At 64.1% G+C, this 26,480-nt stretch carries 26 protein-coding genes; 7 read left to right on the top strand and 19 right to left on the bottom strand.

The annotated features are described in order from the left end of the window. Positions 1-34: 34 nt before the first annotated feature. The 3 genes from JV551A3_RS28150 to JV551A3_RS28135 all read right to left on the bottom strand — a co-directional run bounded on the left by JV551A3_RS28150 (position 35) and on the right by JV551A3_RS28135 (position 2,558). Complete coding sequence (locus JV551A3_RS28150; protein WP_133975726.1) at positions 35-1,132, bottom strand: AGE family epimerase/isomerase; 1,098 nt, start codon at positions 1,130-1,132, stop codon at positions 35-37. Between the two features lie 173 nt (positions 1,133-1,305). Continuing rightward, a complete protein-coding gene (gene fabR, locus JV551A3_RS28140; RefSeq protein ID WP_015271984.1) occupies positions 1,306-1,938 on the bottom strand; it encodes an HTH-type transcriptional repressor FabR in 633 nt (210 codons plus the stop codon). Between the two features lie 122 nt (positions 1,939-2,060). Beyond that, the gene (locus JV551A3_RS28135; RefSeq protein WP_133975722.1) at positions 2,061-2,558 is read right to left on the bottom strand and encodes a phage infection protein; all 498 of its coding nucleotides are present in this window, start codon (positions 2,556-2,558) and stop codon (positions 2,061-2,063) included. Positions 2,559-2,898: 340 nt separating this feature from the next. Here JV551A3_RS28135 and JV551A3_RS28125 point away from each other — a divergent pair, with 340 nt between their 5' ends. Next, on the top strand, positions 2,899-4,965 hold the full coding sequence (locus tag JV551A3_RS28125; protein WP_133975720.1) for an AsmA family protein: 2,067 nt from the start codon (positions 2,899-2,901) through the stop codon (positions 4,963-4,965). A 128-nt stretch (positions 4,966-5,093) separates the two neighbouring features. On the opposite strand, the gene JV551A3_RS28120 is transcribed toward JV551A3_RS28125, so the two are convergent. Further along, on the bottom strand, positions 5,094-5,624 hold the full coding sequence (locus JV551A3_RS28120; protein WP_133975718.1) for a ferritin-like domain-containing protein: 531 nt from the start codon (positions 5,622-5,624) through the stop codon (positions 5,094-5,096). A gap of 47 nt (positions 5,625-5,671) precedes the next feature. Beyond that, the gene (gene osmE / locus JV551A3_RS28115; RefSeq protein WP_112253663.1) at positions 5,672-6,013 is read right to left on the bottom strand and encodes an osmotically-inducible lipoprotein OsmE; all 342 of its coding nucleotides are present in this window, start codon (positions 6,011-6,013) and stop codon (positions 5,672-5,674) included. A 123-nt stretch (positions 6,014-6,136) separates the two neighbouring features. Between osmE and JV551A3_RS28110 the strand changes: the two genes are divergently transcribed. After that, positions 6,137-7,027: a lipase family alpha/beta hydrolase gene (locus tag JV551A3_RS28110; protein ID WP_133975716.1), complete on the top strand. Its 891-nt coding sequence runs from the start codon at positions 6,137-6,139 to the stop codon at positions 7,025-7,027. Here JV551A3_RS28110 and JV551A3_RS28105 read toward each other — a convergent pair. Further along, complete coding sequence (locus JV551A3_RS28105) at positions 7,024-7,896, bottom strand: DMT family transporter (protein WP_133975714.1); 873 nt, start codon at positions 7,894-7,896, stop codon at positions 7,024-7,026. The two genes, JV551A3_RS28110 and JV551A3_RS28105, sit on opposite strands and share 4 nt — an antisense overlap. 226 nt (positions 7,897-8,122) lie before the next feature. On the opposite strand from JV551A3_RS28105, the gene JV551A3_RS28100 reads away from it, so the two are divergent. From JV551A3_RS28100 to JV551A3_RS28090, 3 genes are all read left to right on the top strand, one after another. Then, positions 8,123-8,911 (top strand): AraC family transcriptional regulator, encoded by a 789-nt coding sequence (locus JV551A3_RS28100; protein ID WP_133975712.1) that lies wholly within the window; start codon positions 8,123-8,125, stop codon positions 8,909-8,911. Between the two features lie 62 nt (positions 8,912-8,973). Continuing rightward, complete coding sequence (locus JV551A3_RS28095; RefSeq protein ID WP_003258250.1) at positions 8,974-9,261, top strand: PsiF family protein; 288 nt, start codon at positions 8,974-8,976, stop codon at positions 9,259-9,261. A 71-nt stretch (positions 9,262-9,332) separates the two neighbouring features. Then, entirely contained in the window at positions 9,333-10,340 is a 1,008-nt protein-coding gene (locus JV551A3_RS28090; RefSeq protein ID WP_133975710.1) for an AI-2E family transporter, read from the top strand. 139 nt (positions 10,341-10,479) lie between these two features. On the opposite strand, the gene JV551A3_RS28085 is transcribed toward JV551A3_RS28090, so the two are convergent. Further along, positions 10,480-11,751: an Hsp70 family protein gene (locus JV551A3_RS28085; RefSeq protein WP_133975708.1), complete on the bottom strand. Its 1,272-nt coding sequence runs from the start codon at positions 11,749-11,751 to the stop codon at positions 10,480-10,482. Between the two features lie 164 nt (positions 11,752-11,915). On the opposite strand from JV551A3_RS28085, the gene cbpA reads away from it, so the two are divergent. Then, positions 11,916-12,869, top strand: coding sequence for a curved DNA-binding protein (gene cbpA / locus JV551A3_RS28080; RefSeq protein ID WP_133975706.1), 954 nt, complete (start codon positions 11,916-11,918; stop codon positions 12,867-12,869). Positions 12,870-12,871: 2 nt separating this feature from the next. Next, entirely contained in the window at positions 12,872-13,177 is a 306-nt protein-coding gene (locus tag JV551A3_RS28075) for a chaperone modulator CbpM (protein ID WP_025340803.1), read from the top strand. A 126-nt stretch (positions 13,178-13,303) separates the two neighbouring features. On the opposite strand, the gene JV551A3_RS28065 is transcribed toward JV551A3_RS28075, so the two are convergent. The 12 genes from JV551A3_RS28065 to JV551A3_RS28010 all read right to left on the bottom strand — a co-directional run bounded on the left by JV551A3_RS28065 (position 13,304) and on the right by JV551A3_RS28010 (position 26,341). Next, positions 13,304-13,819, bottom strand: coding sequence for a GNAT family N-acetyltransferase (locus JV551A3_RS28065; RefSeq protein WP_133975704.1), 516 nt, complete (start codon positions 13,817-13,819; stop codon positions 13,304-13,306). A 31-nt stretch (positions 13,820-13,850) separates the two neighbouring features. Next, entirely contained in the window at positions 13,851-14,549 is a 699-nt protein-coding gene (gene urtE, locus JV551A3_RS28060; RefSeq protein ID WP_133975702.1) for an urea ABC transporter ATP-binding subunit UrtE, read from the bottom strand. Positions 14,550-14,686: 137 nt separating this feature from the next. Continuing rightward, complete coding sequence (gene urtD / locus JV551A3_RS28055) at positions 14,687-15,544, bottom strand: urea ABC transporter ATP-binding protein UrtD (protein ID WP_177421382.1); 858 nt, start codon at positions 15,542-15,544, stop codon at positions 14,687-14,689. Further along, positions 15,541-16,620: an urea ABC transporter permease subunit UrtC gene (gene urtC, locus JV551A3_RS28050; protein WP_133975700.1), complete on the bottom strand. Its 1,080-nt coding sequence runs from the start codon at positions 16,618-16,620 to the stop codon at positions 15,541-15,543. The genes urtD and urtC overlap by 4 nt, the downstream gene beginning before the upstream one ends. Further along, entirely contained in the window at positions 16,620-18,107 is a 1,488-nt protein-coding gene (urtB, locus tag JV551A3_RS28045) for an urea ABC transporter permease subunit UrtB (protein WP_133975698.1), read from the bottom strand. Before urtB ends, urtC begins: the two co-directional genes overlap by 1 nt. Before the next feature lie 138 nt (positions 18,108-18,245). Continuing rightward, positions 18,246-19,511, bottom strand: coding sequence for an urea ABC transporter substrate-binding protein (gene urtA / locus JV551A3_RS28040; protein ID WP_133975696.1), 1,266 nt, complete (start codon positions 19,509-19,511; stop codon positions 18,246-18,248). Positions 19,512-19,780: 269 nt separating this feature from the next. Next, positions 19,781-21,187 carry a D-serine/D-alanine/glycine transporter gene (gene cycA, locus JV551A3_RS28035; protein WP_133975694.1) on the bottom strand — a complete coding sequence of 469 codons (1,407 nt, stop codon included), beginning with the start codon at positions 21,185-21,187 and terminating at the stop codon, positions 19,781-19,783. A gap of 236 nt (positions 21,188-21,423) precedes the next feature. Continuing rightward, the gene (locus JV551A3_RS28030; protein WP_133975691.1) at positions 21,424-22,788 is read right to left on the bottom strand and encodes a PepSY-associated TM helix domain-containing protein; all 1,365 of its coding nucleotides are present in this window, start codon (positions 22,786-22,788) and stop codon (positions 21,424-21,426) included. Positions 22,789-22,846: 58 nt separating this feature from the next. After that, on the bottom strand, positions 22,847-24,895 hold the full coding sequence (locus JV551A3_RS28025) for a TonB-dependent copper receptor (protein ID WP_133975689.1): 2,049 nt from the start codon (positions 24,893-24,895) through the stop codon (positions 22,847-22,849). Positions 24,896-24,963: 68 nt separating this feature from the next. Then, positions 24,964-25,395 (bottom strand): DUF2946 domain-containing protein, encoded by a 432-nt coding sequence (locus JV551A3_RS28020; protein ID WP_133975687.1) that lies wholly within the window; start codon positions 25,393-25,395, stop codon positions 24,964-24,966. 23 nt (positions 25,396-25,418) lie between these two features. After that, complete coding sequence (locus tag JV551A3_RS28015; RefSeq protein ID WP_133975684.1) at positions 25,419-25,904, bottom strand: copper chaperone PCu(A)C; 486 nt, start codon at positions 25,902-25,904, stop codon at positions 25,419-25,421. A 47-nt stretch (positions 25,905-25,951) separates the two neighbouring features. Next, positions 25,952-26,341 carry a DUF2946 domain-containing protein gene (locus JV551A3_RS28010; protein ID WP_133975683.1) on the bottom strand — a complete coding sequence of 130 codons (390 nt, stop codon included), beginning with the start codon at positions 26,339-26,341 and terminating at the stop codon, positions 25,952-25,954. Positions 26,342-26,480 lie beyond the last annotated feature (139 nt).

Here is a 26,480-nt window from a genome sequence, read left to right as displayed (position 1 = left end):
TATCCCTGTGGGAGCGGGTTCACCCGCGAATGCGTCAGCCCAGGCGCTGCAGCCCTTCCAGGCAAGTCGCCAAATGGTAGGGCGTAGTCGAAGGCATGTCATGCCGGCTGACACTGCCTTGCCCATCCCGGCACTCATACCAACCCGCTTCACGCAGGAACCGTGTTTCCAGCGCCTGCAGCTGCCCGGCCAGCTTCGCCTCGCCTCCTGTCCGCAAGACCAACGCACGCAGATACTCCGCTTGTGCCCAGATCCGCTGGGTGGCGTCGAGCACCTTGCCGTCTGCATCCAGCATGGCCAGCACCGCCGCATCCTTTACCCCGTACTGCTCGGCAAAGCCGAACGCCCGGTCGATGGACGCATGCAGCGGGGTATCGCGCAGCAGTGGCGAGGTATGCAGCAGGTAGAACCACTCGAACTGGTGCCCCGGCTCGAACCAGTTATCCACAGCGCCACGTGGCTTTTCCAGCATCAGGCCGTGGGCCGGTTCGATGAAGTGCGCCTGCAGCGCTTCGCACAGTTGCAGCAGTGACTGGCGAGCGTGCTCGTCCTCACGCACCGCCAGCACCTGCAGGAAGGCTTCGGCCAGGTGCATCTGCGGGTTTTGCAGCGGGCCGCTGCCAAGGTCTGCCCAGTCTTCAGCGAGGCTGGCTTCGTACAGGCCATCGTCGCGGGCGAACTGCTGGTCGATGATGTCCAGCGCGGCGTTCAGCGTGGACTTCACCAGGTTTTCACGCACCTTGCCCCAGTAATGCGCACAGGCGAAGACGATGAAGGCGTGGGTGTAGAGGTCCTTGCGCCGATCCAGCGGTTTGCCCTGGGCGTCGATGCTGTAGAACCAGCCGCCGTGTTCGGCGTCATGGAAGTGCTTTTGCAGCGAGCGGAACAGGGCGGCCGCACGCTCGGCTGCGCCCGGTTGCCCGATGCGGCTGCTGAACAGGTACAGCTGGCGCGCGCAGGCCATGGCCCGGTAGCGCTGCACCGGCAATGGCTGGTGCTGGGCGTCCAGGGCTTCGTAGGGCAGGGCCATGTCGGCGTTCCAGCCCGGGCCTTGCCACAACGGCACGATGCGTTCGGCGAAGTGCTGGTTGAAGCGGGCCAGTTCGGGCAGGGTGGGGCGGGGGTCGGACATTTCGGCGCTCGTCGCTGTCGGGCAGGGCGCCATGGTAGCAGAACTGGGTTGTGGGTAGCCTGTGCCGGCCTCTTCGCGGGCGCGCCCGCTCCCACAGGATCACCACAGGCTAGAGCAATGTGGGGTACCTGTGGGAGCGGGCGCGCCCGCGAAGAGGCCAGTACAGGTACCGATCAGCCCGGGTTGCCAAGCCCCTGCCAATGCCGCGCCCCCACGAAGATGAAGCGCAACTGCTGGGTGATCTTTTCCTGCGGCGTCAGCGCCTGTGGGTAACCCGCTTCGGGGCTGTCGATAAGTTCGGGCAGAGTGGCGAACACCGTTTTCACCACCAGGTCGGCCATCACCGCCAGCGCGGCGCTGTCCAGGTGCTGCCAGCGCTTCATCCGCGCAAGGTCGGTGGCCAGGTCGTCGCTGATGTCCTGGCGCAGGCGGGCAATGGCCTGGCGTACGGCCTGCGAACCGCCGTACTGCTCACGGGCGAGAAACAGGAACTGCGCACGGTGGGCGGCGACTACGTCGAGGAAGATGCGCACCGAGGCGTCAGTGATACCGCCCAGTTCGAATTCGTTCTGGCGCACCAGGCGGATGGTCTGGCGGAAGGTAGTGTCGACCTCGGCAACCAGGGCCAGGCCAAGGGCGTCCATGTCGGAAAAATGCCGGTAAAAGCCGGTGGGTACGATGCCGGCCGTCTTCGCCACTTCGCGCAGGCTGATACTGCCGAAACCACGGCCACTCTCCATGAGCTGGCAGGCAGCATCGAGCAGGGCCTGGCGGGTCTGTAGCTTCTGTTCGGCGCGCGGCAGCATGGTGCGGGCTTCTGTGGCGGTAAGGCTGGGCACTCTAGTTAAAAAAACAAAGCCCGGTCAATGGACCGGGCTTGGAGGGGAGCAGGCGTTGTGACAGAAGTTGTTGTTTTCGGCCATGGTGATCAGCTCACACGGCTGAGTTCAACCAGGCGATCGGAGCCACCTTCGGCAACGCGGCCATTACGTTCGATCAGGCGATCGGAGCCACCTTCGGCAACACGGCCATTACGTTCGATCAGGCGATCGGAGCCACCTTCGGCAACGCGGCCACTACGTTCGATCAGGCGATCGGAGCCACCTTCGGCAACACGGCCACTACGTTCGATCAGGCGATCGGAGCCACCTTCGGCAACACGGCCACTACGTTCGATCAGGCGATCGGAGCCACCTTCGGCAACGCGGCCACTACGTTCGATGAGGCGATCGGAGCCACCTTCGGCAACACGGCCACTACGTTCGATCAGGCGATCAGCGCCGCCTTCGGCAACAGTTTTCAGCGGCTGGGCAATTTCAGCTGCGCTGGAGCGCGATTCGGCGCTCAGATGTTGCTCGTCGGCTGGCAGGGCAAAAGCGTTGGCAGCCAGGATGGACAGGGTCAGGGTCAGCAGATGGCGTTTCATGATTCGGTGCTCCTCTCGGGGGCTGGAAATTGGGTACGGAGCCAATGCTACGCCGGGTAACGCCAGAGAGAAGTTCATACGGGTAATGGTAACAATCGACCGTATTGATAGAGGTCAGAAGCTGCTCTAGATAGCGATTTTCAGGTCATTTGGTGGCAATTTGATGTCGTCACTTCCGAGTAACACGCATGCTCTGGCGCGACGAATTGCTGAGCAAAGGGCCAGGAAAAACTTCGCTATCATGGCGCCATTGATAAAACCCCACGGGTTTTCATCAGTCCGAGATATTGAGCGCCACCGCTGCGCCTGTTCTGTGCCATACCGCAAGGAGAATCACGCAATGACGCGTCCCGCCAGAATCCTCGTCTGGACTTTAACCAGCCTGCTGACCCTGCTGGCGATCCTGGTGGTGGTGATCGCCACCTTCGACTGGAACCGCGTCAAGCCCCTGCTCAACGAGAAAGTCTCCGAGGCCCTGCAGCGTCCTTTCGCGATCAATGGCAACCTTGCCGTGGACTGGCGCACCGAACCAGAAGAAGGCGGCTGGCGTGCCTGGGTGCCCTGGCCGCACTTCATTGCCGAAGACCTGACCCTGGGCAACCCCGATTGGCTCAAGGAACCGAAGATGGTCGGCCTGGAGCGCGTGGCGTTCCGCCTGGCGCCGCTGCCCCTGCTGTTCCAGCAGATCAGCATCCCGCGCATCGACCTGACCAAGCCCACAGCCAGCCTCACCCGCCTGGCCGACGGCCGCGCCAACTGGACTTTTGACTTCGGCCCAAAGGATGAAAATGCGGAGCCTTCCAAATGGCAGCTGGACATTGGCGCCATCGGCTTCGACCAGGGCAATGTCAGCTTCGATGACCAAACCCTGAAAACCAGCATGAAGGTACAGATCGACCCGCTGGGCAAGCCTGTCCCGTTCAGCGACATCGTCGGCAAGGCCAGCGCCGAGAAGGCCGGTGCCGCGCAGGACTATGCCTTCGGGCTCAAGGCCCAGGGCCGCTACAAAGGCCAGCCGGTGTCCGGCTCTGGCAAGATCGGCGGCCTGCTGGCCCTGCAGGACGCCAGCCAACCGTTCCCGCTGCAGGCTGATGTGCGTATCGCCGACACTCATGTGGTGCTCGCCGGTACCCTGACCGACCCGCGCAACCTCGGTGCCCTCGACCTGCGCCTGCGCCTGTCCGGGGCCAGCCTGGGCAACCTCTACCCGTTGACCGGCGTAACCTTGCCCGATACCCCGGCCTATTCCACCGACGGCCACCTCAGCGCCAACCTGCACGCGGCGCAAGGGGCCACCTTCAACTACCAGGGTTTCAACGGCAAGATCGGTGACAGCGATATCCACGGCGACCTGGCCTTCGTTGCCAGCCAGCCACGGCCCAAGCTGTCCGGTAACCTGGTATCCAACCAGTTGCTGTTCAAGGACCTGGCGCCGCTGATCGGCGCCGACTCCAACGCCGAGCAGAAGGCCCGTGGTGGTGCCAGCAAGCAGCCGACGGGCAAGGTGCTGCCGGTGGAAGAGTTCCGCACCGAGCGCTGGCGCGCGATGGACGCTGACGTAACCTTCGCCGGCAAGCGCATCGTGCACAGCGCGCAACTGCCGTTCAACGACCTTTCGGCCCACGTGATTCTGGAAGACGGCCTGCTGCGCCTGGAGCCCCTGCGCTTTGGCGTCGCTGGCGGCAACCTGGCGTCCAGGATCCGCCTGGATGGCCGCAACGTACCGCTACAGGGGCGTGCCCGGCTGACGGCGCGGGGCTTCAAGCTCAAGCAATTGTTCCCCTCCTTTGCGCCAATGCAGACCAGCTTTGGTGAGTTGAACGGCGATGCCGATATCACCGGCCGGGGCAACTCGGTGGCCGCCTTGCTGGGCACCGCCAATGGCGACCTGCGCATGCTCATCAACGATGGCGCCATCAGCCGCAGCCTGATGGAGATTGCCGGGTTGAACGTGGGCAACTATGTGGTCGGCAAGCTGTTTGGCGATGAGGATGTGAAGATCAATTGCGCGGCGGCTGATGTCGGTATCAAGGATGGCCTGGCGACTACGCGCCTGTTCATCTTCGATACCGAGAACGCGATCATCTACATTAACGGCACGGCCAATTTCGCCACTGAGCAGTTGGACCTGAAAATTACCCCTGAATCGAAAGGGTTGCGGCTGTTCTCGCTGCGCTCGCCGCTGTATGTGCGCGGACCGTTCGCCAAGCCCAGTGCCGGGGTGCAGGCGGTGCCGCTGGCCTTGCGCGGGGCGGGGATGGTGGCGTTGGGCGTGGTGGCCGGGCCGGCTGCGGGGTTGCTGGCGCTGATTGCGCCTAGCAGCGGGGATGATCCCAACCAGTGCACGCCGCTGTTGCAGCAGATGAAGGCGGGCAAGGCGCCAGCGGTGGTGAAAGAGCGGAAGTAGCAGGGGCCGCTTCGCAGCCCATCGCGACACAAGGCCGCTCCCACAGGTATTTCACAGCCCTCAAGACTTGTTGAATACCTGTGGGAGCGGCCTTGTGTCGCGAAAGGGGCGCAAAGCGCCCCCAAGAATCACAAGCCTTGCAACAGGTCGGACATATCGTCCGCGTGCTCTTCTTCCTGCGCCAGGATGTCTTCAAAAATCCGCCGCGTAGTAGGATCCTTGTCACCAATGTACCGAATGATCTCGCGATAGCTATCGATGGCGATCCGCTCCGCCACCAGGTCTTCCAGCACCATCTCTTTCAGTGAAGTGCCCGCCACATACTGGGCATGAGACCGCTTGCTCAGGTTGTCCGGGTTGAAATCCGGCTCTCCGCCTAACTGCACGATCCGTTCGGCAAGCTTGTCGGCGTGCTCGGCTTCCTGGTTGGCATGCTCGAGGAATTCAGCGGCAGCCACGCTGGCCTTGATGCCGCTGGCCATGAAGTAGTGGCGTTTGTAGCGCAATGTGCAGACCAGCTCGGTGGCCAGGGCTTCGTTGAGCAGGCTGATGATTTGCTCGCGGTCAGCCTGGTAACCCTCGGTCACGGCCCCGTTCTCGACATGCTGGCGAGCTCGTTCGCGAAGCGTTTGCACATCAGTCAGTTCAGTCGCATTCATGTTCATCTCCGAAAGCATCAGGGTGGTTATGGCAGGTCCTGTGAAAGTTATGCGCCGTGGGCAGCGTCGCTGTCTTCCTGGCGTTGCTTGCAGGTCTTGAAGCCTTTGGCATCGACATGGCCAGTGGCATCGAAGCGCACGTAGTAGGGCTGCTGGTGGCCGTCATGGTTGAGGATGTAGTCGTTGCAGGTGCCGCCATGGGGGAGGTCGATGACGTTGGACGGGCTGCCGCCGATGGCGATGACTTTCTGCATGGTCATGCCGTTTTCCACCTGCTTGACCAGCGGCTCGTCGCGGTAGGTGACGTAGTCCACCGGGTTTTCCGGGCGGCTGCCGCAGGCGGCGAGGGTGGCGCTTGCCAGAAGGATTGCCAGGGTCTGCTTGTACATGGTCCCGCTCCTTGCAAAGGGTATGTCTGGTTTGGAACCGCAGCGCGCGCCGGGAGTTCGATTGCGATGGTCATCAAGGCCGCTGTAGTGTTGGCCGATCGTCCACGGAAAGGGGCTGGGGCAATGCAGCAGGAATTGGCCACGCGATACCCATTGGTGCTGGTGCCGGGCATGCTCGGTTTTGTCCGGGTAGTGCTCTACCCCTACTGGTTCGGCATCGTGCCAGCCCTGCGCAAGGGTGGGGCGCAGGTGTTCCCGGTACAGGTTTCGCCGCTGCATTCCAGCGAGGTGCGCGGCGAGCAATTGCTGGCGATCATCGAAGACATCTGCCAGCGCACCGGTGCGCAAAGGGTCAACCTCATCGGCCACAGCCAGGGCGCCTTGAGCGCGCGCTACGCGGCCGCCAGGCGGCCCGGGCGGGTGGCTTCGGTCACTTCGGTGGCGGGGCCCAACCATGGCTCGGAACTGGCCGACTACCTGGAGCGCACGGCACCGGGCGACTCCCCGCAGGGGCGTATCCTGAAGGCTGTGCTGCATGGCTTGGCCGTGCTGCTGGTGTGGCTGGAAACCGGCTGGCGCCGCTACCCGCTGCCGGTGGATGTACACGCCTCGCACCAGTCGTTGACCAGCGCCGGGGTGGCGCTGTTCAACCAGGCTTATCCACAGGGGTTGCCAAACAGCTGGGGCGGGGAAGGGGCCTATGAGGTCGATGGCGTGCGCTATTACTCCTGGTCTGGCACCTTGCAGCCCGGCCTGACCGACCAGCGGCGCAACCGTTTTGACGGCAGCAGCCACTTCTGCCGCCTGTTCGCGCGCAGTTTCGTCAAGGAAAAGGGCCATTGCGACGGTATGGTCGGGCGCTTCAGTTCGCACCTGGGGCAGGTGATCGGCGACGATTACCCGCTCGACCACCTGGATATCGTCAACCAGTCGCTTGGTGCGGTGGGCAAGGGGGCCGAACCGGTACGGCTGTTCACCGAACATGCCGCCAGGCTCAAGGCGGCAGGGCTCTAGCGACGAATCGGTGTGGTCCAGCGCTCGGCCAGCACTACGCCCACCAAGGTCAGCAGGCCGCCGACCAGGTGATAGCGGGCCAGCTGCTCGTCGAGCACCACGGCGGCAATCAGTGCCGTGACCAGCGGCAGCAGGTTGAAGAACAGCGTGGTGCGGCTGGGCCCCAGGCGGTGCACGGCCTGCATCCACACCAGGGGCGCGATCATCGAGGCCAGCACGCAGGCGTACAGCACCAGGCCGATGTTGCGGCTGTTCAGGCCAGTCTTGTCCGACAGCAGGAACAGCGGCAGCAGCACGACGATGGCTACCAGCACCTGCAGGTACAGCAGCTGCATCGGCGGCAGGCGCAGCTGCCATTTCTTCAGCAGGAAGCTGTATAGCGCGTAGGCCAGTGTGGCCACGAGCATCAGCAGGTCGCCGCTGTTCAGGCCTTGTTGCAGCAGGCTGGCAGGGTGGCCGGCGCTTACCACTTCAAGCACACCGAGAAATGACACCAGCGCGCCCAGCAGGGCGCCGTAGCTCAGGCGCTGCCCCAGCCAGGCGATGGACAGTGCCAGTGACATCAGTGGCATCAGCGAGAGGATGATGCCCATGTTGGTGGCGCTGGTGATGCCGGCGGCGAAGTAGGCCAGGCTCTGGTACAGCGCCATGCCCAGCACGCCCAGCACGAAGACCTTGCCCAGGTGTGGGCGGATGGCCACCCGATTGCGCCACACGGCGGGCAGCAGGAACGGGGTGAACAGCAGCGCGGCCAGCAGCCAGCGGTAGAAGCCGATCTCGGCGGGGTGGATGGCACCGGCGGACATCTTGGTGACCACGGTGTTGCCAGCCCAGATCAGGATGGCGGTGAGCGGGAACAGGTAGTTCATGAAGCAGGTTACTCGCTGGGGCTTGGATTGGGGCTGCTTTGCAGCCCTTCGCGGGCTTGCCCGCTCCCACAGGGATATCACAGGCCTGAAAGCTGGCGTGGATCCTGTGGGAGTGGGCAAGCCCGCGAAGGCCTGCGGAGCAGGCCCTAGACAGGCCTGTATTATCGATTGTCTGTTCACAAGCCTATACTCCTATCCAGACAACCCACCCCGCAAAGCAGACAGCATGCCGCGCAAATACCTCGACATTCCCCAGTTCAGCCAGCTCCCGGCCCCGGTGTACTTCCGCCACGACGAGTTCGGTGCCGACACCCGCAGCGCCCTGCATCGCCACGCCTGGGGCCAGCTCAACTACACCGCCCACGGCGTGATGCACCTGGAGGTCGCCGGCCAGCACTTCCTGTCGCCACCGCAATACGCCGTGTGGGTGCCGCCCGACACCGAGCATGGCTGCTACAACCCACAGGCCATCGTCTACCGCTCGGTCTACCTGGACCGCAGCCTGTGCGCCGCACTGCCGCAGCAACCATGCAGCCTGATGATCAGCGACATCCTCAAGGCCATCCTCGCCGACTTCGCCCGGCGCGACCTGCGAGTAGCCGAGGGCGAGCGCGACCAGCGCCTGGTGCAGGTGCTGGTCGACCAACTGCTGCTGGCGCCCACCCAGGCCTGCTACCTGCCGTTTGCCCACAGCGAAGGTTTGCGCCAGGTGCTCGATGCCCTCGGTGCCGAGCCGGGCGACAACCGCCCGCTGGCCGACTGGGCCGCCAAGGTGCATGTCAGCGAACGTACCTTGGCCCGCCAGTTTCTGCGCGAACTGGGTATTAGTTTTGGCGAGTGGCGCCTGCGCCTGCGTTTTTTGCGCGCCATCGAAGCGCTGGAGGCCGGCCAGCCGATCCAGGCCATCGCCTTCGACCTGGGCTACAGCAGCGCCTCGGCGTTCATCGCCATGTTCCAGCGCCAGGCCCGGTGCACGCCCGAGCATTACCGTCGCCAGGCACGGGCAGGGCGTTGAGAATCTTGGCTACACTCAGCTCGACCCCCGTGCATCGGGCGCGGAGCCAAGGAGACTACTCCATGAAAGTGCTGCAAATCCCCTTACTGGTACTGGCGGTGTTGTTCAGCGCCCAAGGCTTCGCCGCCAATACCGCGCAGCAGGAAAAGATGAAAACCTGCAACGCCGACGCCACCGCCAAGGCCCTCAAGGGCGATGAGCGCAAAGCCTTCATGAGCACTTGCCTGAAGAAGGATGTGCCACAAACCCAGCAAGAGAAGATGAAAACCTGCAACGCTGATGCCACCACCAAGGCACTGAAGGGTGACGAGCGCAAAGCGTTCATGAGCGACTGCCTGAAGAAGAAATGACCTGCGCCTATGCCTGCAGACGTAAGGCTGGCAGACTGCGGGTCTTTCCCGTTGTCTGCCGTTGAGGCTGTATGACCTTCACCCCCCGCCAGGTCACCCTGGCCAGCTGGATCATCGTGTTTGCCGGCCTGTTGCTGGCGTTGCCCCTGAAGTTGCTGCCAAGCCTGCTGGCCGGCTTGCTGGTGTTCGAGCTGGTCAACATGCTAACGCCGCGGCTGCAGCCGCTGATCGCCGGGCAGCGTGCGCGGTGGCTGGCGGTGGCGCTGCTCGGCACGCTTGTGGTCAGCACTTTGACCCTGTTGTTTGCCGGTGCCTTCAGCTTCCTGCTGCACGAGGCGGAAAACCCCGGCGCCTCGCTGGACAAGTTCATGGCCCTGGTGGAACGTGCCCGCAGCCAGCTGCCGCCGTCCATCGAAAGCTACCTGCCGGCCAGTGCGGCGGAGTTCAAGGTGGCCATCGGTGACTGGATCAAGAGCCACCTGAGCGACCTGCAGCTGGTCGGCAAGGGCATGGCGCACATGTTCGTCACCCTGCTGATCGGCATGATCCTCGGCGCCATCGTCGCCTTGCAGCGCATCCCCGACATCTCCCGGCGCAAGCCGCTCGCGGCAGCGCTGTTCGAGCGCCTGAGCCTGCTGGTGCAGGCGTTTCGCAACATCGTCTTCGCGCAAATCAAGATTTCGCTGCTCAACACCACCTTCACCGGCATCTTCCTGGCGGTGGTGCTGCCGATGTTCGACGTGCACCTGCCGCTGACCAAGACGCTGATCGTGCTGACCTTCCTGCTGGGCCTGCTGCCGGTGATCGGCAACCTGATGTCGAATACCCTGATCACCATCGTCGGCCTGTCGCTGTCGATCTGGGTGGCGGCGGCGGCGCTGGGTTACCTGATCGTCATCCACAAGGTCGAGTATTTCCTCAACGCGCGGATCGTCGGCGGGCAGATCAGTGCCAAGTCGTGGGAATTGCTGCTGGCGATGCTGGTGTTCGAGGCGGCGTTCGGGCTGCCTGGGGTGGTGGCAGGGCCGATCTACTATGCCTACCTGAAGAGTGAGCTGAAGCGGGCGGAGCTGGTCTGACAGATTGCTGGGGCCGCTTTGCGGCCCTATCGCGACACAAGGCCGCTCCTACAGGCGACCGCGTGAATCCAATGATTGCGCGAACTTCTGTAGGAGCGGCCTTGTGTCGCGATGGGCTGCAAAGCAGCCCCAAAATGGCTCAGGCCGCGCCGTAACGCTTGCGCGCCTCGATGGCCAGCCCGCTACCAATGCTGCCAAAGATGTTGCCTTCCACATGCCGTGCATTCGGCAGCATCGCCGACACACTGTTGCGCAGCGCCGGAATCCCGCTGGAACCGCCGGTGAAGAACACCGTATCGACCTGGGCCTCGCTCACTCCAGCCTTGGCCAGCAGTTCGCTCACGCTACCACGCACTCGCTCCAGCAAACCTTCGATCGCCTCTTCGAACAGCGCGCGGGTCAGTTCCGCAGCCAGCTCGGGCTCGACTCGCCCCAGGTCGATGCGGCGGCTGGCCTGCTCGGTCAGCTCGATCTTGCTGGCTTCCACTTCCATCGCCAGCCAGTGCCCGGCGCGCTGCTCTATCAGCTTGAACAGGCGATCGATACCGAAGCTGTCCTCGATGTCATAGCGCATGCTGCCCAGGGCCAGCTGCGACTTCTGCGAGTACAGGGCGTTGATGGTGTGCCAGGTGGCGAGGTTGAGATGATAGCTGGTCGGCATCAGCGCGCCGCTCTTCATGCGGCTGCCGTAGCCGAACAGTGGCATCACACCCTGCAGGCTCAACTGCTTGTCGAAGTCGGTACCGCCAATGTGCACACCGCCGGTGGCGAGGATGTCGCTCTGGCGCTCGGCGACCAGGTGGCGCTCGGGCGACAGGCGGATCAGGGTGAAGTCCGAGGTACCACCGCCGATGTCGACGATCAGCACCAGCTCTTCGCGGCTGATGCTCGACTCGTAGTCGAAGGCCGCGGCAATCGGCTCGTACTGGAACGACACATCCTTGAAGCCGATCTTGCGCGCCACTTCGGCCAGGGTGTCCTCGGCCTCCTGGTCAGCGGCCGGGTCTTCGTCGACGAAGAACACCGGACGGCCAAGCACCACCTGCTCGAACTCGCGCCCGGCAGTGGCCTCGGCGCGTTTTTTCAGCTCGCCGATGAACATGCCCAACAGGTCCTTGAACGGCAGGGCGCTGCCCAGCACGCTGGTGTCGTGCTTGATCAGCTTGGAACCCAGCAGGCTTTTCAGCGAACGCATCAGGCGGCCTTCGTAGCCTTCCAGGTACTCGTTCAGTGCCAGGCGGCCATATACCGGGCGACGCTCCTCGATGTTGAAGAACACCACCGAGGGCAAGGTGATCTTGCCGTCTTCCAGGGCAATCAGCGACTCGACGCCGGGGCGGTGCCAGCCGACCGTGGAGTTGGAGGTGCCAAAGTCGATGCCCAGGGCGCGGGCCGGGGATACGTCAGACATGGGAAATGAGCTTCCGGAGGCAAAACGGCCGCGCAGTGTATGCCAGTTGGCTACAGAATCAAGACCGGTCGTCTGCCATGGAGCAAACCCAAGGCGGTCTTGAAAGGCTATGCTTGACCCCTATCTTCTCTTGCAACACGCACATTCACATTGGTGATCCATAGATGGACTTCAAAGACTATTACAAGATACTCGGCGTAGAGCCCACGGCGGACGACAAGGCGATCAAGGCCGCGTACCGCAAGCTGGCGCGCAAGTATCACCCCGATGTCAGCAAGGAGCGCGACGCCGAGGAAAAATTCAAGGAGGCCAACGAGGCCTACGAAGTGCTGGGCGACGCGCAGAAACGTGCCGAATTCGACGAAATCCGCAAGTATGGCGGCCAGCATGGCCGGCCGTTCCAGGCACCACCGGGCTGGGAAAGCCGCGGCGGTGGCGGTGGTTTCGAAGGCGGTGATTTTTCCGACTTCTTCAGTTCGATCTTTGGTAGCCGGGGGGGCAACCCGTTCGGTGGTGCCCGGCAGCAGCAACGCAGCGCCGGCAGGCGGGGGCAGGACGTGGAGCTAGAACTGGCGGTATTCCTTGAAGAGACCCTGAGCAAGGAGTCCAAGCAGATCAGCTTCCAGGTGCCGCAGACCAATGCCATGGGCCAGCGCACCGGCTTCACTACCAAGACCCTGAACGTGAAGATCCCGGCCGGGGTGACCGACGGCGAGCGCATCCGCCTCAAGGGCCAGGGCGCGCCGGGCAGTGGCGGCGGGGCCAATGGCGACCTGTTCCTGACCATTCGCATGGCACCGCATCCGCTGTTCGATGTCGAAGGTCATGACCTGATCATCACCGTGCCGCTGGCACCGTGGGAGGCAGCACTGGGCGCCAAGGTGGCCGTGCCGACCCTGGACGGCAAGATCAACCTCACCATCCGCCCCGACAGCCAGAGTGGCCAGCGCCTGCGCGTACCGGGCAAGGGCCTGGCCAACAAGAGTGGCGAGCGCGGCAACCTTTACGCGCAACTGAAAGTGGTCATGCCGCCTGCATCCGACGAGTCTGCCCGCGAACTGTGGACCAAGCTTTCCGAGAAGGCTGCGTTCAACCCGAGGACACAATGGAGTAAGTGATCATGAGCAGCACCCTGATCGTTCAACTGGACATGCGTACCTTGTGTCAGGAGGCCGATATCACGGCTGACTGCGTGATCGAAATCGTCGAGCACGGCATTGTCGAACCTTCCGGCCGAACGCCGGAGGACTGGTTGTTCGACGATCAGGCGCCGTTGCTGGCCAAACGTGCGGCGAAGCTGCATCAGGAGCTGGAACTGGAGTGGGAAGGGGTGGCATTGGCGCTGGAGCTGCTGCAGGAAGTGCAGCAGTTGCGCAGCGAGAACAACATGCTGAGGCAGCGGTTGGGCAGGTTTACCCAGATGTGAGGTTTGCAGGCCCGGCCTCTTCGCGGGCTTGCCCGCTCCCACAGGAATCGCACGATTCCTGAGATGTGTGCAGTACCTGTGGGAGCGGGTTTACCCGCGAAGAGGCCAGTACAGGCAAAATCAAATTCAGCTTGGTTCTGCCCCCGGATTCAGCACCAGCTGCATGAAGGTCAGATCCAGCCACCGGCCAAACTTCACCCCCACCTGCGGCATTTGCCCGGTCACCACGAAGCCCAGGCGCTCGTGCAGGCGCACCGACGCTGCATTGCCGCTCTCGATGGCCGCCACCATCACATGCTTGCCACATTCGCGCGCGCGTTCGACCAGCGCCGCCATCAGTACCGGCCCCAGCCCCTTGCCACGCTGGTCGCCACGGATATACACCGAATGCTCGACGGTAAGGCGAAAGCCCTCGAATGGCCGCCAGTCGCCAAACGACGCATAGCCCAGCACCCCGCTCTCATCCACCGCCACCAGGATCGGGTAGCCCTGCTGTGCCCTTGCATCGAACCAGGCCTGGCGGTTGGCCAGGTCCACCGGCGTTTCGTTCCAGATCGCCGTGGTGTTGCGCACCGCGTCGTTGTAGATGTCGAGGATGCCCGGCACATCGGAAAGCAGGGCGTCGCGGATTTCATGACTCATGACAGCGTCTCGCAGGGTCGTTGCTTGCAGATTAAATGGTTACCAGCCCGCGCACACCTTCGGCCTGCATGTTTTCGCCGCGGCCCCGCTGGATGATCTCGCCGCGGGCCATCACCAGGTACTGGTCGGCCAGCTCCTCGGCGAAGTCGTAGAACTGCTCCACCAGCAGGATGGCCATGTCGCCGCGCTCGGCCAGGCGACGGATGACTGCGCCGATCTCCTTGATCACCGAAGGCTGGATACCCTCGGTGGGCTCGTCGAGAATCAGCAGGCGCGGGCGGCTGGCCAGGGCGCGGCCGATGGCCAGCTGTTGCTGCTGGCCGCCGGACAAGTCACCGCCACGGCGTTGTTTCATCTGTTCCAGCACGGGGAACAGTTCGTAGATGAAGGGCGGTACCTCCCGCGCTTCACGGGCGGGGAAGCGCGAAAGGCCCATCAGCAGGTTTTCCTCAACAGTGAGGCGCGGGAAGATCTCGCGGCCCTGGGGGACGTAGGCGATGCCTGCGTGGACCCGTTGCTGTGGCTTGAGGCTGGTGATCGGCTTGCCTTCCCATTGGATGTTGCCGTCGCGCGCCGGGACCAGGCCCATCAGGCAGCGCAGCAGGGTGGTCTTGCCCACGCCGTTGCGGCCCAGCAGGCAGGTGACTTCGCCGACCTTGGCTTCGAAGGACAGGCCCCGGAGGATGTGGCTGCCGCCGTAGTACTGGTGCAGGGTGTCGATCTTGAGCATGTGTGGACTCCTGAAATTGTTGCTGTGCCTGTGCTGGCCCTTTCGCGGGCTCGCCCGCTCCCACAACGACCGCGCAGCTCTTCAGGCCTGTGTGGGAGCGGGTTTACCCGCGAAGAGGCCGACACAGGTTTCAATGTCTAGCGGCCCAGATACACCTCGACCACCCGCTCATCCGCCTGCACCTGCTCCAGCGACCCTTCCGCCAGCACGCTGCCCTGATGCAGCACAGTCACATGGTCGGCAATGCTGCCGACAAAGCCCATATCATGCTCCACCACCATCAGCGAATGCTTGCCAGCCAGCCCCTTGAACAGCTCGGCGGTGAACTCGGTCTCGGCATCGGTCATGCCCGCCACCGGCTCGTCCAGCAACAGCAATTGCGGCTCCTGCACCAGCAGCATGCCGATCTCCAGAAACTGCTTCTGCCCATGCGACAGCAAGCCTGCCTGGCGCTGGGCCAGCGGCAGCAGGCGCAAGGTGCCCAGCACCTCCTCGATGCGCTGGCGCTGCTCACCACCCAGGCGCGCTGCCAGGCTGGCCCACACCGACTTGTCGGTCTTCAACGCCAGCTCCAGGTTTTCGAACACCGTCAGCGCCTCGAACACCGTGGGCTTCTGGAACTTGCGGCCTATGCCGGCCTGGGCGATCTGGTATTCGCTCATGCGGGTCAGGTCGAGAGTGTCACCGAAATAGGCCGTGCCGCTGTCGGGCCGGGTCTTGCCGGTGATCACATCCATCATCGTGGTCTTGCCGGCACCGTTGGGGCCGATGATGCAACGCAGCTCGCCCACGCCGATGTACAGGTTCAGCGCGTTCAGCGCCTTGAAGCCATCGAAGCTGACGCTGATGTCTTCCAGGCTCAGCACCGTGCCGTGGCGGGTGTCGAGGCCGGCCTTGCGGCTTTGGCCCAGGCCGATGGCGTCGCGGCCGGCGCCGAGGTTGTCGAACACCGGTTCGAGCATGAATTCCGGGTGTACCGGGGGCACGCCTCTCATGGCTGGCTCCTTTTCTTCAACAGGCCGACCACGCCCTGGGGCAGGTACAGGGTGACGAGAATGAACAATGCGCCGAGGAAGAACAGCCAGAACTCCGGGAAGGCCACGGTGAACCAGCTTTTCATGCCATTGACCAGGCCGGCGCCCAGCAGCGGGCCGATCAAGGTGCCGCGCCCACCCAGGGCCACCCACACGGCGGCTTCGATGGAGTTGGTCGGTGACATCTCGCCGGGGTTGATGATGCCCACTTGCGGCACATACAGCGCACCGGCCAGGCCGCAGAGCACGGCACTGAGCACCCACACCAGCAACTTGAAACCGCGCGGGTCGTAGCCGCAGAACATCAGGCGGTTCTCGGCGTCGCGCACGGCCGTGAGCAGGCGGCCGAACTTGCTGCGGGTCAGGCACCAGCACAGGTACAGGCTGGCCAGGAGCAGGCCGACGGTGAGCAGGAACAGCACCGCGCGGGTGCCTTGGGCGGCAATGTCGAAGCCGAGGATGGTGCGGAAGCTGGTGAAGCCGTTGTTGCCGCCAAAGCCGGTTTCGTTGCGGAAGAACAGCAGCATGCCGGCGAAGGTCAGGGCCTGGGTCATGATCGAGAAGTACACGCCCTTGATCCGCGAGCGAAAGGCGAACCAGCCGAACACCAGCGCCAGCAGCCCGGGCGCCAGTACTACCAGGCACAGGGCCCAGGCGAAATGCTGGGTACCAGCCCAATACCAGGGCAGCTCGCTCCACGACAGGAAGGTCATGAACCCTGGCAAGCCGTCACCGGCGGCCTGGCGCATCAGGTACATGCCCATGGCGTAGCCACCGAGGGCGAAGAACAGCCCGTGCCCCAGCGACAACAGCCCGGCGTAGCCCCAGACCAGGTCCAGGGCCAGGGCGACGATGGCGTAGCAAAGGATTTTGCCGACCAGGGTCAGGGTGTAGGCCGACACTTGCAGGGCATGGCCCGCCGGCAGCAGCGACAGCAGTGGCAGGGCCACCAGCAGCAGGACGACGATGGCGCCAATGGCCAGGGTCAAGCGTGGCCCGGCCTTTTGCGTAGCGGTGACAAGCAGTGGCTGGTTCATCAGTCGATTACCCGTCCCTTGAGGGCGAACAGGCCTTGCGGGCGCTTCTGGATGAACAGAATGATCAACGCAAGGATGAGGATCTTGCCGAGCACGGCACCGATCTGCGGCTCAAGCAGCTTGTTGGCGATGCCAAGGCCGAAGGCTGCCCAGAGGCTGCCGGCCAACTGGCCGACGCCACCGAGCACCACCACCAGGAACGAGTCGATGATGTAGCTCTGGCCCAGGTCCGGGCCAACGTTGCCGACCTGGCTCAGGGCCACGCCGCCGAGCCCGGCGATACCCGAGCCGAGGCCGAAGGCGAGCATGTCGACACGCCCGGTAGACACGCCGCAGCAGGCGGCCATGTTGCGGTTCTGGGTGACCGCGCGCACGTTCAGGCCCAGCCGTGTGCGGTTGAGCAGCAGCCAGGTGAGCAGAACCACGGCCAGGGCGAAGCCGATGATCACCAGGCGGTTGTATGGCAGCACCAGGTTGGGCAGCAGCTGTATGCCCCCCGACAGCCAGGCCGGGTTGCTGACTTCGACGTTCTGCGCGCCGAACAGCAGGCGGATGGCCTGGATCAGGATCAGGCTGATGCCCCAGGTCGCCAGCAGGGTTTCCAGTGGGCGGCCATACAGGTGGCGGATTACCGTGCGCTCCAGCGCCATGCCGACCCCGGCACTGACGGCGAAAGCCACCGGCAGGGCGATCAGCGGGTAGAACTCGATGGCACCGGGGGCGTAGCGCTGCAGCAGTATCTGGACCATGTACGTGCTGTAGGCACCGAGCATCAGCATTTCGCCGTGGGCCATGTTGATCACCCCGAGCAGGCCGAAGGTGATGGCCAGGCCAAGGGCTGCCAGCAGCAGGATCGAACCCAGCGACAGGCCGCTGAAGGCTTGGCCGAGCAGTTCGCCCACCAGCAGCTTGCGCTGCACCTGGGCCAGGCTGGTTTCGGCAGCGGTGCGCACGCCGGGGTCGGTTTCCGCGTTGGGTTGCAGCAATGCCTCGAGGCGGGTGCGGGCCAGCGGGTCACCGGTTTCGCCGAGCAGGCGAACGGCGGCCAAACGTACTGCCGGTTCGCTGGCATCCAGTTGCAGGTTGGCCAGGGCCAGGCCGATGGCGGCGTGCACGGCGGGGTCCACTTCAAGGGCAAAGCGCCGGTCGAGGAAGGCCATCTGCGCCGGTTGCGCGCTCTTTTGCAGTTGCTGGGCGGCGGCCAGGCGGGTGGCGCTTGTGTTGCTGAGCAACTGGTGGCTGGCCAGGGCGTTGTCGATCAGGCCGCGCAGGCGGTTGTTCAGGCGTACCTTGCGGGTGTCATCGGCGGCGATGCGGCCTTGGCGCAGGTTGTCCAGCAGCGGCAGGCGTGCGGTATCGGGTTGCGCCGCCCAGCTTTCGAGCAGGCGGGCTTGCTCGGCGGGCTTGGCAGTGAGAAAGAATTCGCCCTCGCTCGCCTGGGTGGCCAGAGGGATCAGCATTAGCAGGGTGAGTAGCAGTCTGAGCATGCGGGCAATCCTGGAAATCGGCGGTGGATTCTTCGCGGGTGAACCCGCTCCCACAGGGACCGCGCCGGTTTCAGACCTTGCACCGTACCTGTGGGAGCGGGTTTACCCGCGAATGGGCCGCATAGCGGCCCCATGCACTCAGTTACCTTTCACGGCATAATCAGGGCGCTTGTCGTTGCCCGGAATGAACGGGCTCCATGGCTGCGCCCGCAGCGGTTGCTCGGTCTCCCACACCACGCTGAACTGCCCGTCATCCTGGATCTCACCGATCATCACTGGCTTGTGCAGGTGGTGGTTGGTCTTGTCCATGGTCAGGGTGAACCCGGACGGCGCCTCGAAGCTTTGCCCGGCGAGGGCCTCGCGCACCTTGTCGACATCGGTGGACTTGGCTTTTTCCACCGCCTGCGCCCACATGTGGATGCCCACGTAGGTGGCCTCCATCGGGTCATTGGTCACCGCCTTGTCGGCGCCTGGCAGGCCCTTGGCCTTGGCGTAGGCCTTCCAGTCGGCGACGAATTTCTGGTTGACCGGGTTATCCACCGACTCGAAGTAGTTCCACGCCGCCAGGTGGCCCACCAGCGGCTTGGTGTCGATGCCGCGCAGTTCTTCTTCGCCTACCGAGAAGGCCACCACCGGCACTTCGGTGGCCTTCAGGCCCTGGTTGGCCAGCTCCTTGTAGAACGGCACGTTGGAGTCGCCGTTGACCGTGGAGATCACCGCAGTCTTGCCGCCGGCGGAGAACTTCTTGATGTTGGCGACGATGGTCTGGTAATCGCTGTGGCCGAACGGCGTGTACACCTCTTCGATGTCCTTGTCGGCCACGCCCTTGCTGTGCAGGAAGGCACGCAGGATCTTGTTGGTGGTGCGCGGGTAGACATAGTCGGTGCCCAGCAGGAAGAAGCGCCTGGCGCTGCCGCCGTCTTCGCTCATCAGGTATTCCACGGCAGGGATGGCCTGCTGGTTGGGTGCTGCACCGGTGTAGAACACGTTCGGCGACATCTCTTCACCCTCGTACTGCACCGGGTAGAACAGCAGGCCGTTGAGCTCTTCGAACACTGGCAGTACCGATTTGCGCGACACCGAGGTCCAGCAGCCGAACACTACTGCCACCTTGTCCTGGGTCAGCAGCTGGCGGCTCTTTTCAGCGAACAGCGGCCAGTTGGAGGCCGGGTCGACCACCACCGGTTCGAGCAGCTTGCCGTTCACGCCGCCCTTGGCGTTGATCTGCTCGATGGTCATCAGCGCCATGTCCTTGAGCGAAGTCTCGGAAATGGCCATGGTCCCCGACAGCGAATGCAGGATGCCGACCTTGATGGTTTCGGCGGCCTGGATGCTCCAGCTCAGGCCCATTGCGGCAATCGATGCGCTAAGGGTGAAGGCCTTGATCAGACTGCGTCGCTTCATGTGCTCTCTCCGCTGAGTTGTTATGTGTTGGGCAAGCGGGGAGGGGTGTTGCAAGGGGTGTGCCTAACGGCGGAAGGTGCGCAGTAGAGGGGTTGTGCGAGGTGTTGGGGCGTTGGTTGGGTCCAGGTTGGTGCCTGATGGATTAGTGTGCACAGGATTGGGGCCGCGTTGCGGCCCATCGCGACACAAGGCCGCTCCTACAGGGAAACGCGTACTCCTGTAGGAGCGGCCTTGTGTCGCGATGGGCTGCAAAGCAGCCCCCGAGGCCATTAGCCGTTACGCACAGCCGTGCGCGGATGACGCTTGCTGCGCACCCCCTGATAAGTCACCGCCAGCAGCACAAACCAGATCGGCGTCACCAGCAACGCCGCGCGGGTATCGTCCTCCAGGCTCAGCAACACCAGGATGAAGGCAAAGAACACCAGGCACACGTAGCACATGAAGCGCCCGCCCGGCATCTTGTACTTCGAGGCCTGGTGCAGCGCTGCGCGGTGCTTGCGGTACTTCAGGTACGACAGCAGGATTAGCGTCCAGACGAACATGAACAGCACCGCCGAAACGGTAGTGACCAAGGTGAATGCCTCGACCACGTTCGGCACCAGGTAGATCAGCACTGCGCCCAGCAGCAGGCAGATGCAGGAGAAGTACAGGCCATTGGCCGGCACCGAGCGGCTCGACAGTTTCTCGAACGCTTTGGGTGCGTCACCCTCCTGGCTCAGGCCGTACAGCATGCGGCTGGTGGAGAACACGCCGCTGTTGGCCGACGAGGCCGCCGAGGTCAGCACCACGAAGTTGATGATGCTCGCCGCCGCCGGCAGGCCGGCCAGCACGAACAGCTCCACGAACGGGCTCTTGCCCGGAACCACATCGCGCCATGGGGTCACGGCCATGATCGCGATCAGTGCCAGCACGTAGAACACGATGATCCGCACCGGGATCGAATTGATCGCCCGTGGCAGGGTGCGTTCCGGGTTCTTCGCTTCGGCGGCGGTGGTGCCCACCAACTCGATGCCGACGAAGGCGAACACGGCGATCTGGAAGCCGGCGAAGAAGCCCATCAGGCCATTGGGGAACATGCCGCCGTCATTCCACAGGTTGGCCAGTTGCGCGGTGCGCCCGCTGGGCGAGGTGAAGCCGCTGATGACCATGTACAGGCCGGTGACGACCAGGCCGATGATGGCGACGATCTTGATCAGGGCGAACCAGAACTCCATTTCACCGAACATCTTCACCGTTACCAGGTTCAGCGACAGCAGCAGCCCTACGCAGGTTAGCGCGGGTATCCACTGCGGCAGTTCGGGGAACCAGAACTGCGTGTATGCGGCGATGGCGACCACGTCGGCGATGCCGGTGACCACCCAGCAGAACCAGTAGGTCCAGCCGGTAAAGTAGCCCGCCCAGGGGCCGAGCAGGTCGGCGGAGAAATCGATGAACGACTTGTAGTTGAGGTTCGACAGCAACAGTTCGCCCATGGCGCGCATGACGAAGAACAGCATGAAGCCGATGATCATGTAGACGAAGATGATCGACGGCCCGGCCAGGCTGATGGTCTTGCCCGAGCCCATGAACAGGCCGGTACCTATCGCGCCGCCAATGGCGATCAGCTGGATGTGGCGGTTGGTCAGGTTGCGCTGCAGATGCTGTTCATCTGGCGCTGCGGGTGAGGTTTGCGTCATAGGCTGCATTCCCTTGGAAAGTCGGTCGTCTTGTCAGAGGTAGCCGGCTAGGCTAACACGCGCGTTCCAGGTTGGGGCGCGACAGATCGACTCGACTTTTGGGGAGCAGTGTTTGCCTGTACCGGCCTCTTCGCGGGTGAACCCGCTCCCACAGGGACCGCGCTCCCCTCAGGCTTGGCGCAGAAACTGTGGGAGCGGGTTTACCCGCGAAAGGGCCGGCACAGACGAAGCAAGGCTCAAGCGCTGGCCAGCACCCGGCGGCGCACCACCAGGCTATCCACCAGCCACATCACCACCATCGACACCCCCACCAGCGGGAACATCAAGCCCAGCACCAGCATCACCCCCACCGCCGCCTTCCAGCGCGGCAGGTCATGGCGCAGCGGCGGCACACCCAGCCCGCCGGCCGGCCTGCGCTTCCACCACATCACCAATCCGCTCACCGAGCCCAGCAAGATCATCAGGCACACCAGCAGGATGATGATCTGGTTGAGCACCCCGAACATCTTGCCTTCATGCAGCATCACGCCCAACTCGGTGGCACGTGCGACCGGGCTGTAGTCCTGCCAGCGCACATCGGCCAGGACCTTGCCGGTGTACTGGTCGACATGCAGGGTAGCGTCGTTGCGCGGGTCGTCGGCGAATACGGCGATGGTGAACACGCCATCGGCCGTGGTCGGCGCGGTGATGCTGTAACCCGGTTCGACCTGGCGCGCGGTAGCGATGTCTTCGACCTGCTGCAGGCTTATCCGTGGCGCTGCCGGCGCGCTCGACATCGTGTGATGCCCTGCATGTTCGGCATGTGCGCCGGACTGCGGCATCGGCGTGTTTTCCAGCGCCCAGGGCACGGTCTGGCGGTGCGCGCTGTTGAGTTCACCCGCCTGCTGGTCCGACTTGGGCACGTCGTTCCACATGGCCGCCGGAAAGCGGTTCCACAAGTCGGCGTACTGCTTGCCCCACAGGCCGGTCCAGGTCATGCCACTGAGCAGCATCAGCAACAACAAGGCCGAGCCCCAGAAGCCGGTCACCGCATGCAGGTCGCGCCAGAGCAGTCGGCCGCGGGCAGACAGCCGTGGCCACAGCACGCCAGCGCCATTGCGCCCGCGTGGCCACCACAAGTACAGGCCCGACACCACCAGTACGATGCCCCAGCCCGCGGCCAGTTCCACCAGGCGGTCGCCGACCGTGCCAACCATCAGTTCGCCATGCAGGGCGCGGGCGATGGCCTGCAGGTTCTGCTTGCCATCCTGTTCGCCAAGGACTTTGCCGCTGTAGGGGTCGACGAACACGTTCAGTTCGCGTCCGGCGTCATGCACCACGAATTGCGCGCTGCGTTCGGCATCCAGCGGCGGCAGGTACTGGCCTACGTGGCCCTCGGGGTAGGCCTTGCGTACCTCGGCCAGCAGCGTGTCCGCGCCCTGTCGGTGGTGGCCGGCTTCGACCACCATCAGCTCGCGGTACAGCAGCGGGTCGAGCTGCGGCTTGAACAGGTAGATGATCCCCGTAACTGCCAGCAGGATCATGAACGGGGCCACGAACAACCCCGCATAGAAGTGCCAACGCCAGGCCAGGTTGTAGAAGTTGATGCGTGTTCCTCTCATGGGAACCTCCTGTTTGACCAGCAGATGGGCGCGAACTGCGCCGCGCCCGTTGTTGTTGTCAGAAGCTGAAGTCGACCTTGGTCCAGAAGGTCCTGCCTGGCTCGTTGACCGGCTGTGGATCAGTAGCCGGGTAGCCGAACCCGGCATTCCCGGCCAGGTTCAAGTGCTCGGCGTAGGTCTTGTCGAACAGGTTGTCGACCCCCGCGCTGAGCTTGAGGTGGTTGCTCACCTTGTAGGCGCCATTGAGCGAGAACACGCCGAAGCCGGCGCTCTTGTCGTAATCCTTGCCAACCACGTTGCCCTGGTTCTCGGCGATGCGGTTCTGCGCCGCCACCAGCCGCCACAGTGCGCCGACGCTCCACACATCGCGGCTGTAGGTCAGGCCCAGGCGGCTTTCCAGGGGCGGCATTTGCGGTAGTGCTGTGCCGTCACTGCTGTTCTTGCCCCAGGCGTAGGCCAGCGTGGCGTCGGCCTTCCAGTTTTGCGTCAGCTGGTAGGCCGCGCCCAGTTCGCCGCCCATGATGCGGGCGTCGATATTGCGGGCCCGGGAGCTCATCCCCTGGTAGTCGAACAGGATGTAGTCGCGGATCTGCCCCACGTAGCCGGAAGCCCAGGCTTCCATGCGCTCGTCGCGGTACTGCACACCGAAGTCGAGCTGGGTGGTCTTCTCCGGCTTGATACTGTCGAAGGCATTGACCGAGCCGGTGGGGCCGCCCGCCGAGAACAGCTCCCAGTAGTCGGGGAAGCGTTGCGCATGGCCGAGGCCGATGTAGGTGGTGGCTGGCAGCGCCGCCAGGTCGTGCTCGTAGCGTACGAAGCCGCTGGGTAGGGTGTCGGCGCGGGTGTTGCCGTTGGTGGCGCTATTCGCGCGGAAGTCGCGGGCCGAAGCGCGGTCCAGGCGGGCACCGCTGATCAGCCGGTCCTCGCCGCTGACGTACCAGGTCAGCTCGCCGAAGGCACCATAGTTGTGGAAGTCGGCGTCCTTGGTCCAGGCCTGGCCTTTGTGCGCGTCCACGCCCATGCCGCCGCGCTTGCGATGTTCGTTGGTCTGCGCGTCGATGCCGCTGATCAGTTGCACATCGGCCCAGCGCCAGGTGGCCTTGATGCGGGTGCCCATGGTGCGACGGTCGACATTGCTGACCATCGGCATGCCCATCATGCCGCTGCCCGAGGGTGTGCGCAGGCTGTAGTTGTCCATCACGTGGTCGGCGTAGTTGTAGTAGACCTGCGCCTCGACCTTGTCGAGCACCTCGCCAAGGTTGGACTTTTCGAAGCGCAGGCCCAGGCTTTCGCGCTTGAACTGCGAGCCGTCCATGCTGCGCCCGGCATAGCGGGCCTCGCCATCGCCCTTGCCGGCGGTGAGTTCCAGCAAGGTGTCCTGGTCGGGCGTCCAGCCGAGGGCGACATCGCCGTTCCATTTGTCCCAGCGTGACGCCACGGTGTTGTCATCGCCGTCGTGGTAGTCGTCCGAGCGCGACTGGTTGCCGACGAAGCGGGCGTAGGCCTGGTCGGTGCCGGCGGCGGTGTCCAGTACCTTGTCGAAGCGGCCGTTGGAGCCGGCCAGCAGGCTGGCATTGACCCGGCTGCCGAGGGTGCCGAACTTCTCCGGCTCGCGCTCGAAGAGGATGGTGCCTGCCGAACCGCCCGGGCCCCAGATCACGCTTTGCGGGCCTTTGATGACGGTCAGGCGGTCGTAGGTTTCTGGCGAAATGTACGAGGTGGGGGCGTCCATGCGGCTGGGGCAGGCGCCCAGCATCAGGCCGCCATTGGTGAGGATGTTCAGGCGCGAGCCGAACATGCCGCGCAGTACCGGGTCGCCGTTGGTGCCGCCGGCGCGGATGGCCGAGAAACCGGGGATGGTCTTCAGATAGTCGGCACCGTCGCTGGCCGGCACCGGTTGGCGCGGGTCCTTCGGGTTGGTGACCACGGTCAGCGGCGAGCTCGGGGCCACGGCGGTAATCACCGTCGGGCTCAGCTCGGGGGCGTCATGTACATGGCCTTCATGGCCAGGGTCGGCGGCCAGGGCCACGGGCGCGAGCAGCGAGCCGCACACGGCGGCGATGGTCCCACGCAGGGACAAGGCAAAAACAGGGGTGCAGCCGTACATAATGATTCCAGTCGATCAGTCATGAGTCAGCGCGAAGCCTGCTGGCTTCGTGCGCAAAAAATGTGGATTCAGACGTTGATCGAGGAAGGTGGGGCGCGGCTGCGCGCACCAGGGAATACAGCCTGCCGGGCATGGCCCTGGCGCGTGGGTGCGAACAGGTGAGTGGTGGGTACGACGCTGCCTGCGCTGAGCGGGCTGAGGGCCTGAGGCAGGGCCGGGCAGTTGAACAACAGGCTGCAGTAACCGCACTTTTCCCACATCACATGCAGCTGGCCATCGCCAGGCTGGCCGTGATGGGTGTCGCCGCCGTGCTGATGGGCGGTCGCCATCGGCATGTCCATCGGCATGCTCATGCCGCGGTGGTGGTCCATCGGCATCGACTGGGAAATCAGCGGGCCGATGAAGACCATCCACATGGCGAACAGGCTCAGCCATCCGCCACCGGCGCGCCTGCGGTCAGGGCGGGTAGTACGGCTGATGCTGTTGCGTGCCAGGCTCATGACGAGTGCCTTTCAGCGGCTGATCAGTGCGCGTGTTCGTGCGCTTGCGGCTGGTCCGTTGGCGCCTGCTTCTGCACGGCCACATCGACGGTGATATCGCCGGCCTTTTCGAAGTGCAGGGTCAACGGGAAGCGCTTGCCGTCGCTGAGCAGGGTGCGGTCCTTGGGCTGCATCAGCATCACGTGGTAGGCGCTGGGGGCGAAGGTAAGGTCCTTGCCTGCGGGCACCAGCACGCTGGGCACCTGCTGCATCTTCATGGCACCGCTGGCGCTCATGGCATGCTCGTGCAGTTGTGCGTCATCGCTGATGGGGCTGTCGACACCGAGCAGGCGGTCGTCGGCCTGGCCATTGTTGTGCACCACGAAATACGCCGCGACGTTGGGGGCATTGGGGGGTAGCTGCAGTGACCAGGGGTGGGCGATGTGCAGGTCACCCACGCTGTATTCGTGGGCGTTGGCAAAGGCGCCGGGCAGCAGCAGGGCGGCCATGACGAGGGCGTGCTTGAGCATGGTGAATCTCCGTTTCTGTTCAGGTTCAGGCAGACAGCGTGATGAACTCAGGCCAGCGGAGAGGCACGGGGGTTCAGCGCCGGCCAGAGTTGGCGCGGCGTGGCGTGGTAATCGGCGGGTGGCGGCAGCAGCCCAGCGAGCAGTATCGGCGGGTTGTGCAGCTGCGGCGGGTAGCCGGGCAGGGCCAGCAGTGGCGCGGCACCGGTACAGCACCAGCAACTCATCATGCTGGCGCTGTCGTCGCTTTGCGGGCCGAGGTTGATCTTGGCCAGGGCCTGGACGTCGACCTTGGCCTTGTTGGCCATGCTGGAACAGAAGGCCCCCCACAGCAGCTGCTCGGCCGGGCCCTTGGGCGCGGCAGAAGACAGCGGCATGGCCAGCAGGTTGAACAGCACTGCAAGGCAGGCTATCCAGGCTATGTGCCGACGTGGGGGCATGGAGAGATCCGGTCAGGAATCATGGTGGGTATTGTAAGGCGGAGTATAGGTAAAAATGGCGGGGTGCGGTGAAGTGACGCAGGTCGCTGCGGTTTCGGGGCTGCCTTGCAGCCCAATCGCCGGCAAGCCAGCTCCCACA

The sequence above is a fragment of the Pseudomonas inefficax genome, from assembly GCF_900277125.1.
Classification (GTDB): domain Bacteria; phylum Pseudomonadota; class Gammaproteobacteria; order Pseudomonadales; family Pseudomonadaceae; genus Aquipseudomonas; species Aquipseudomonas inefficax.
Note: the sequence above shows the minus strand (reverse complement) of the source record. Positions and strands in the feature narration are given on the sequence as shown.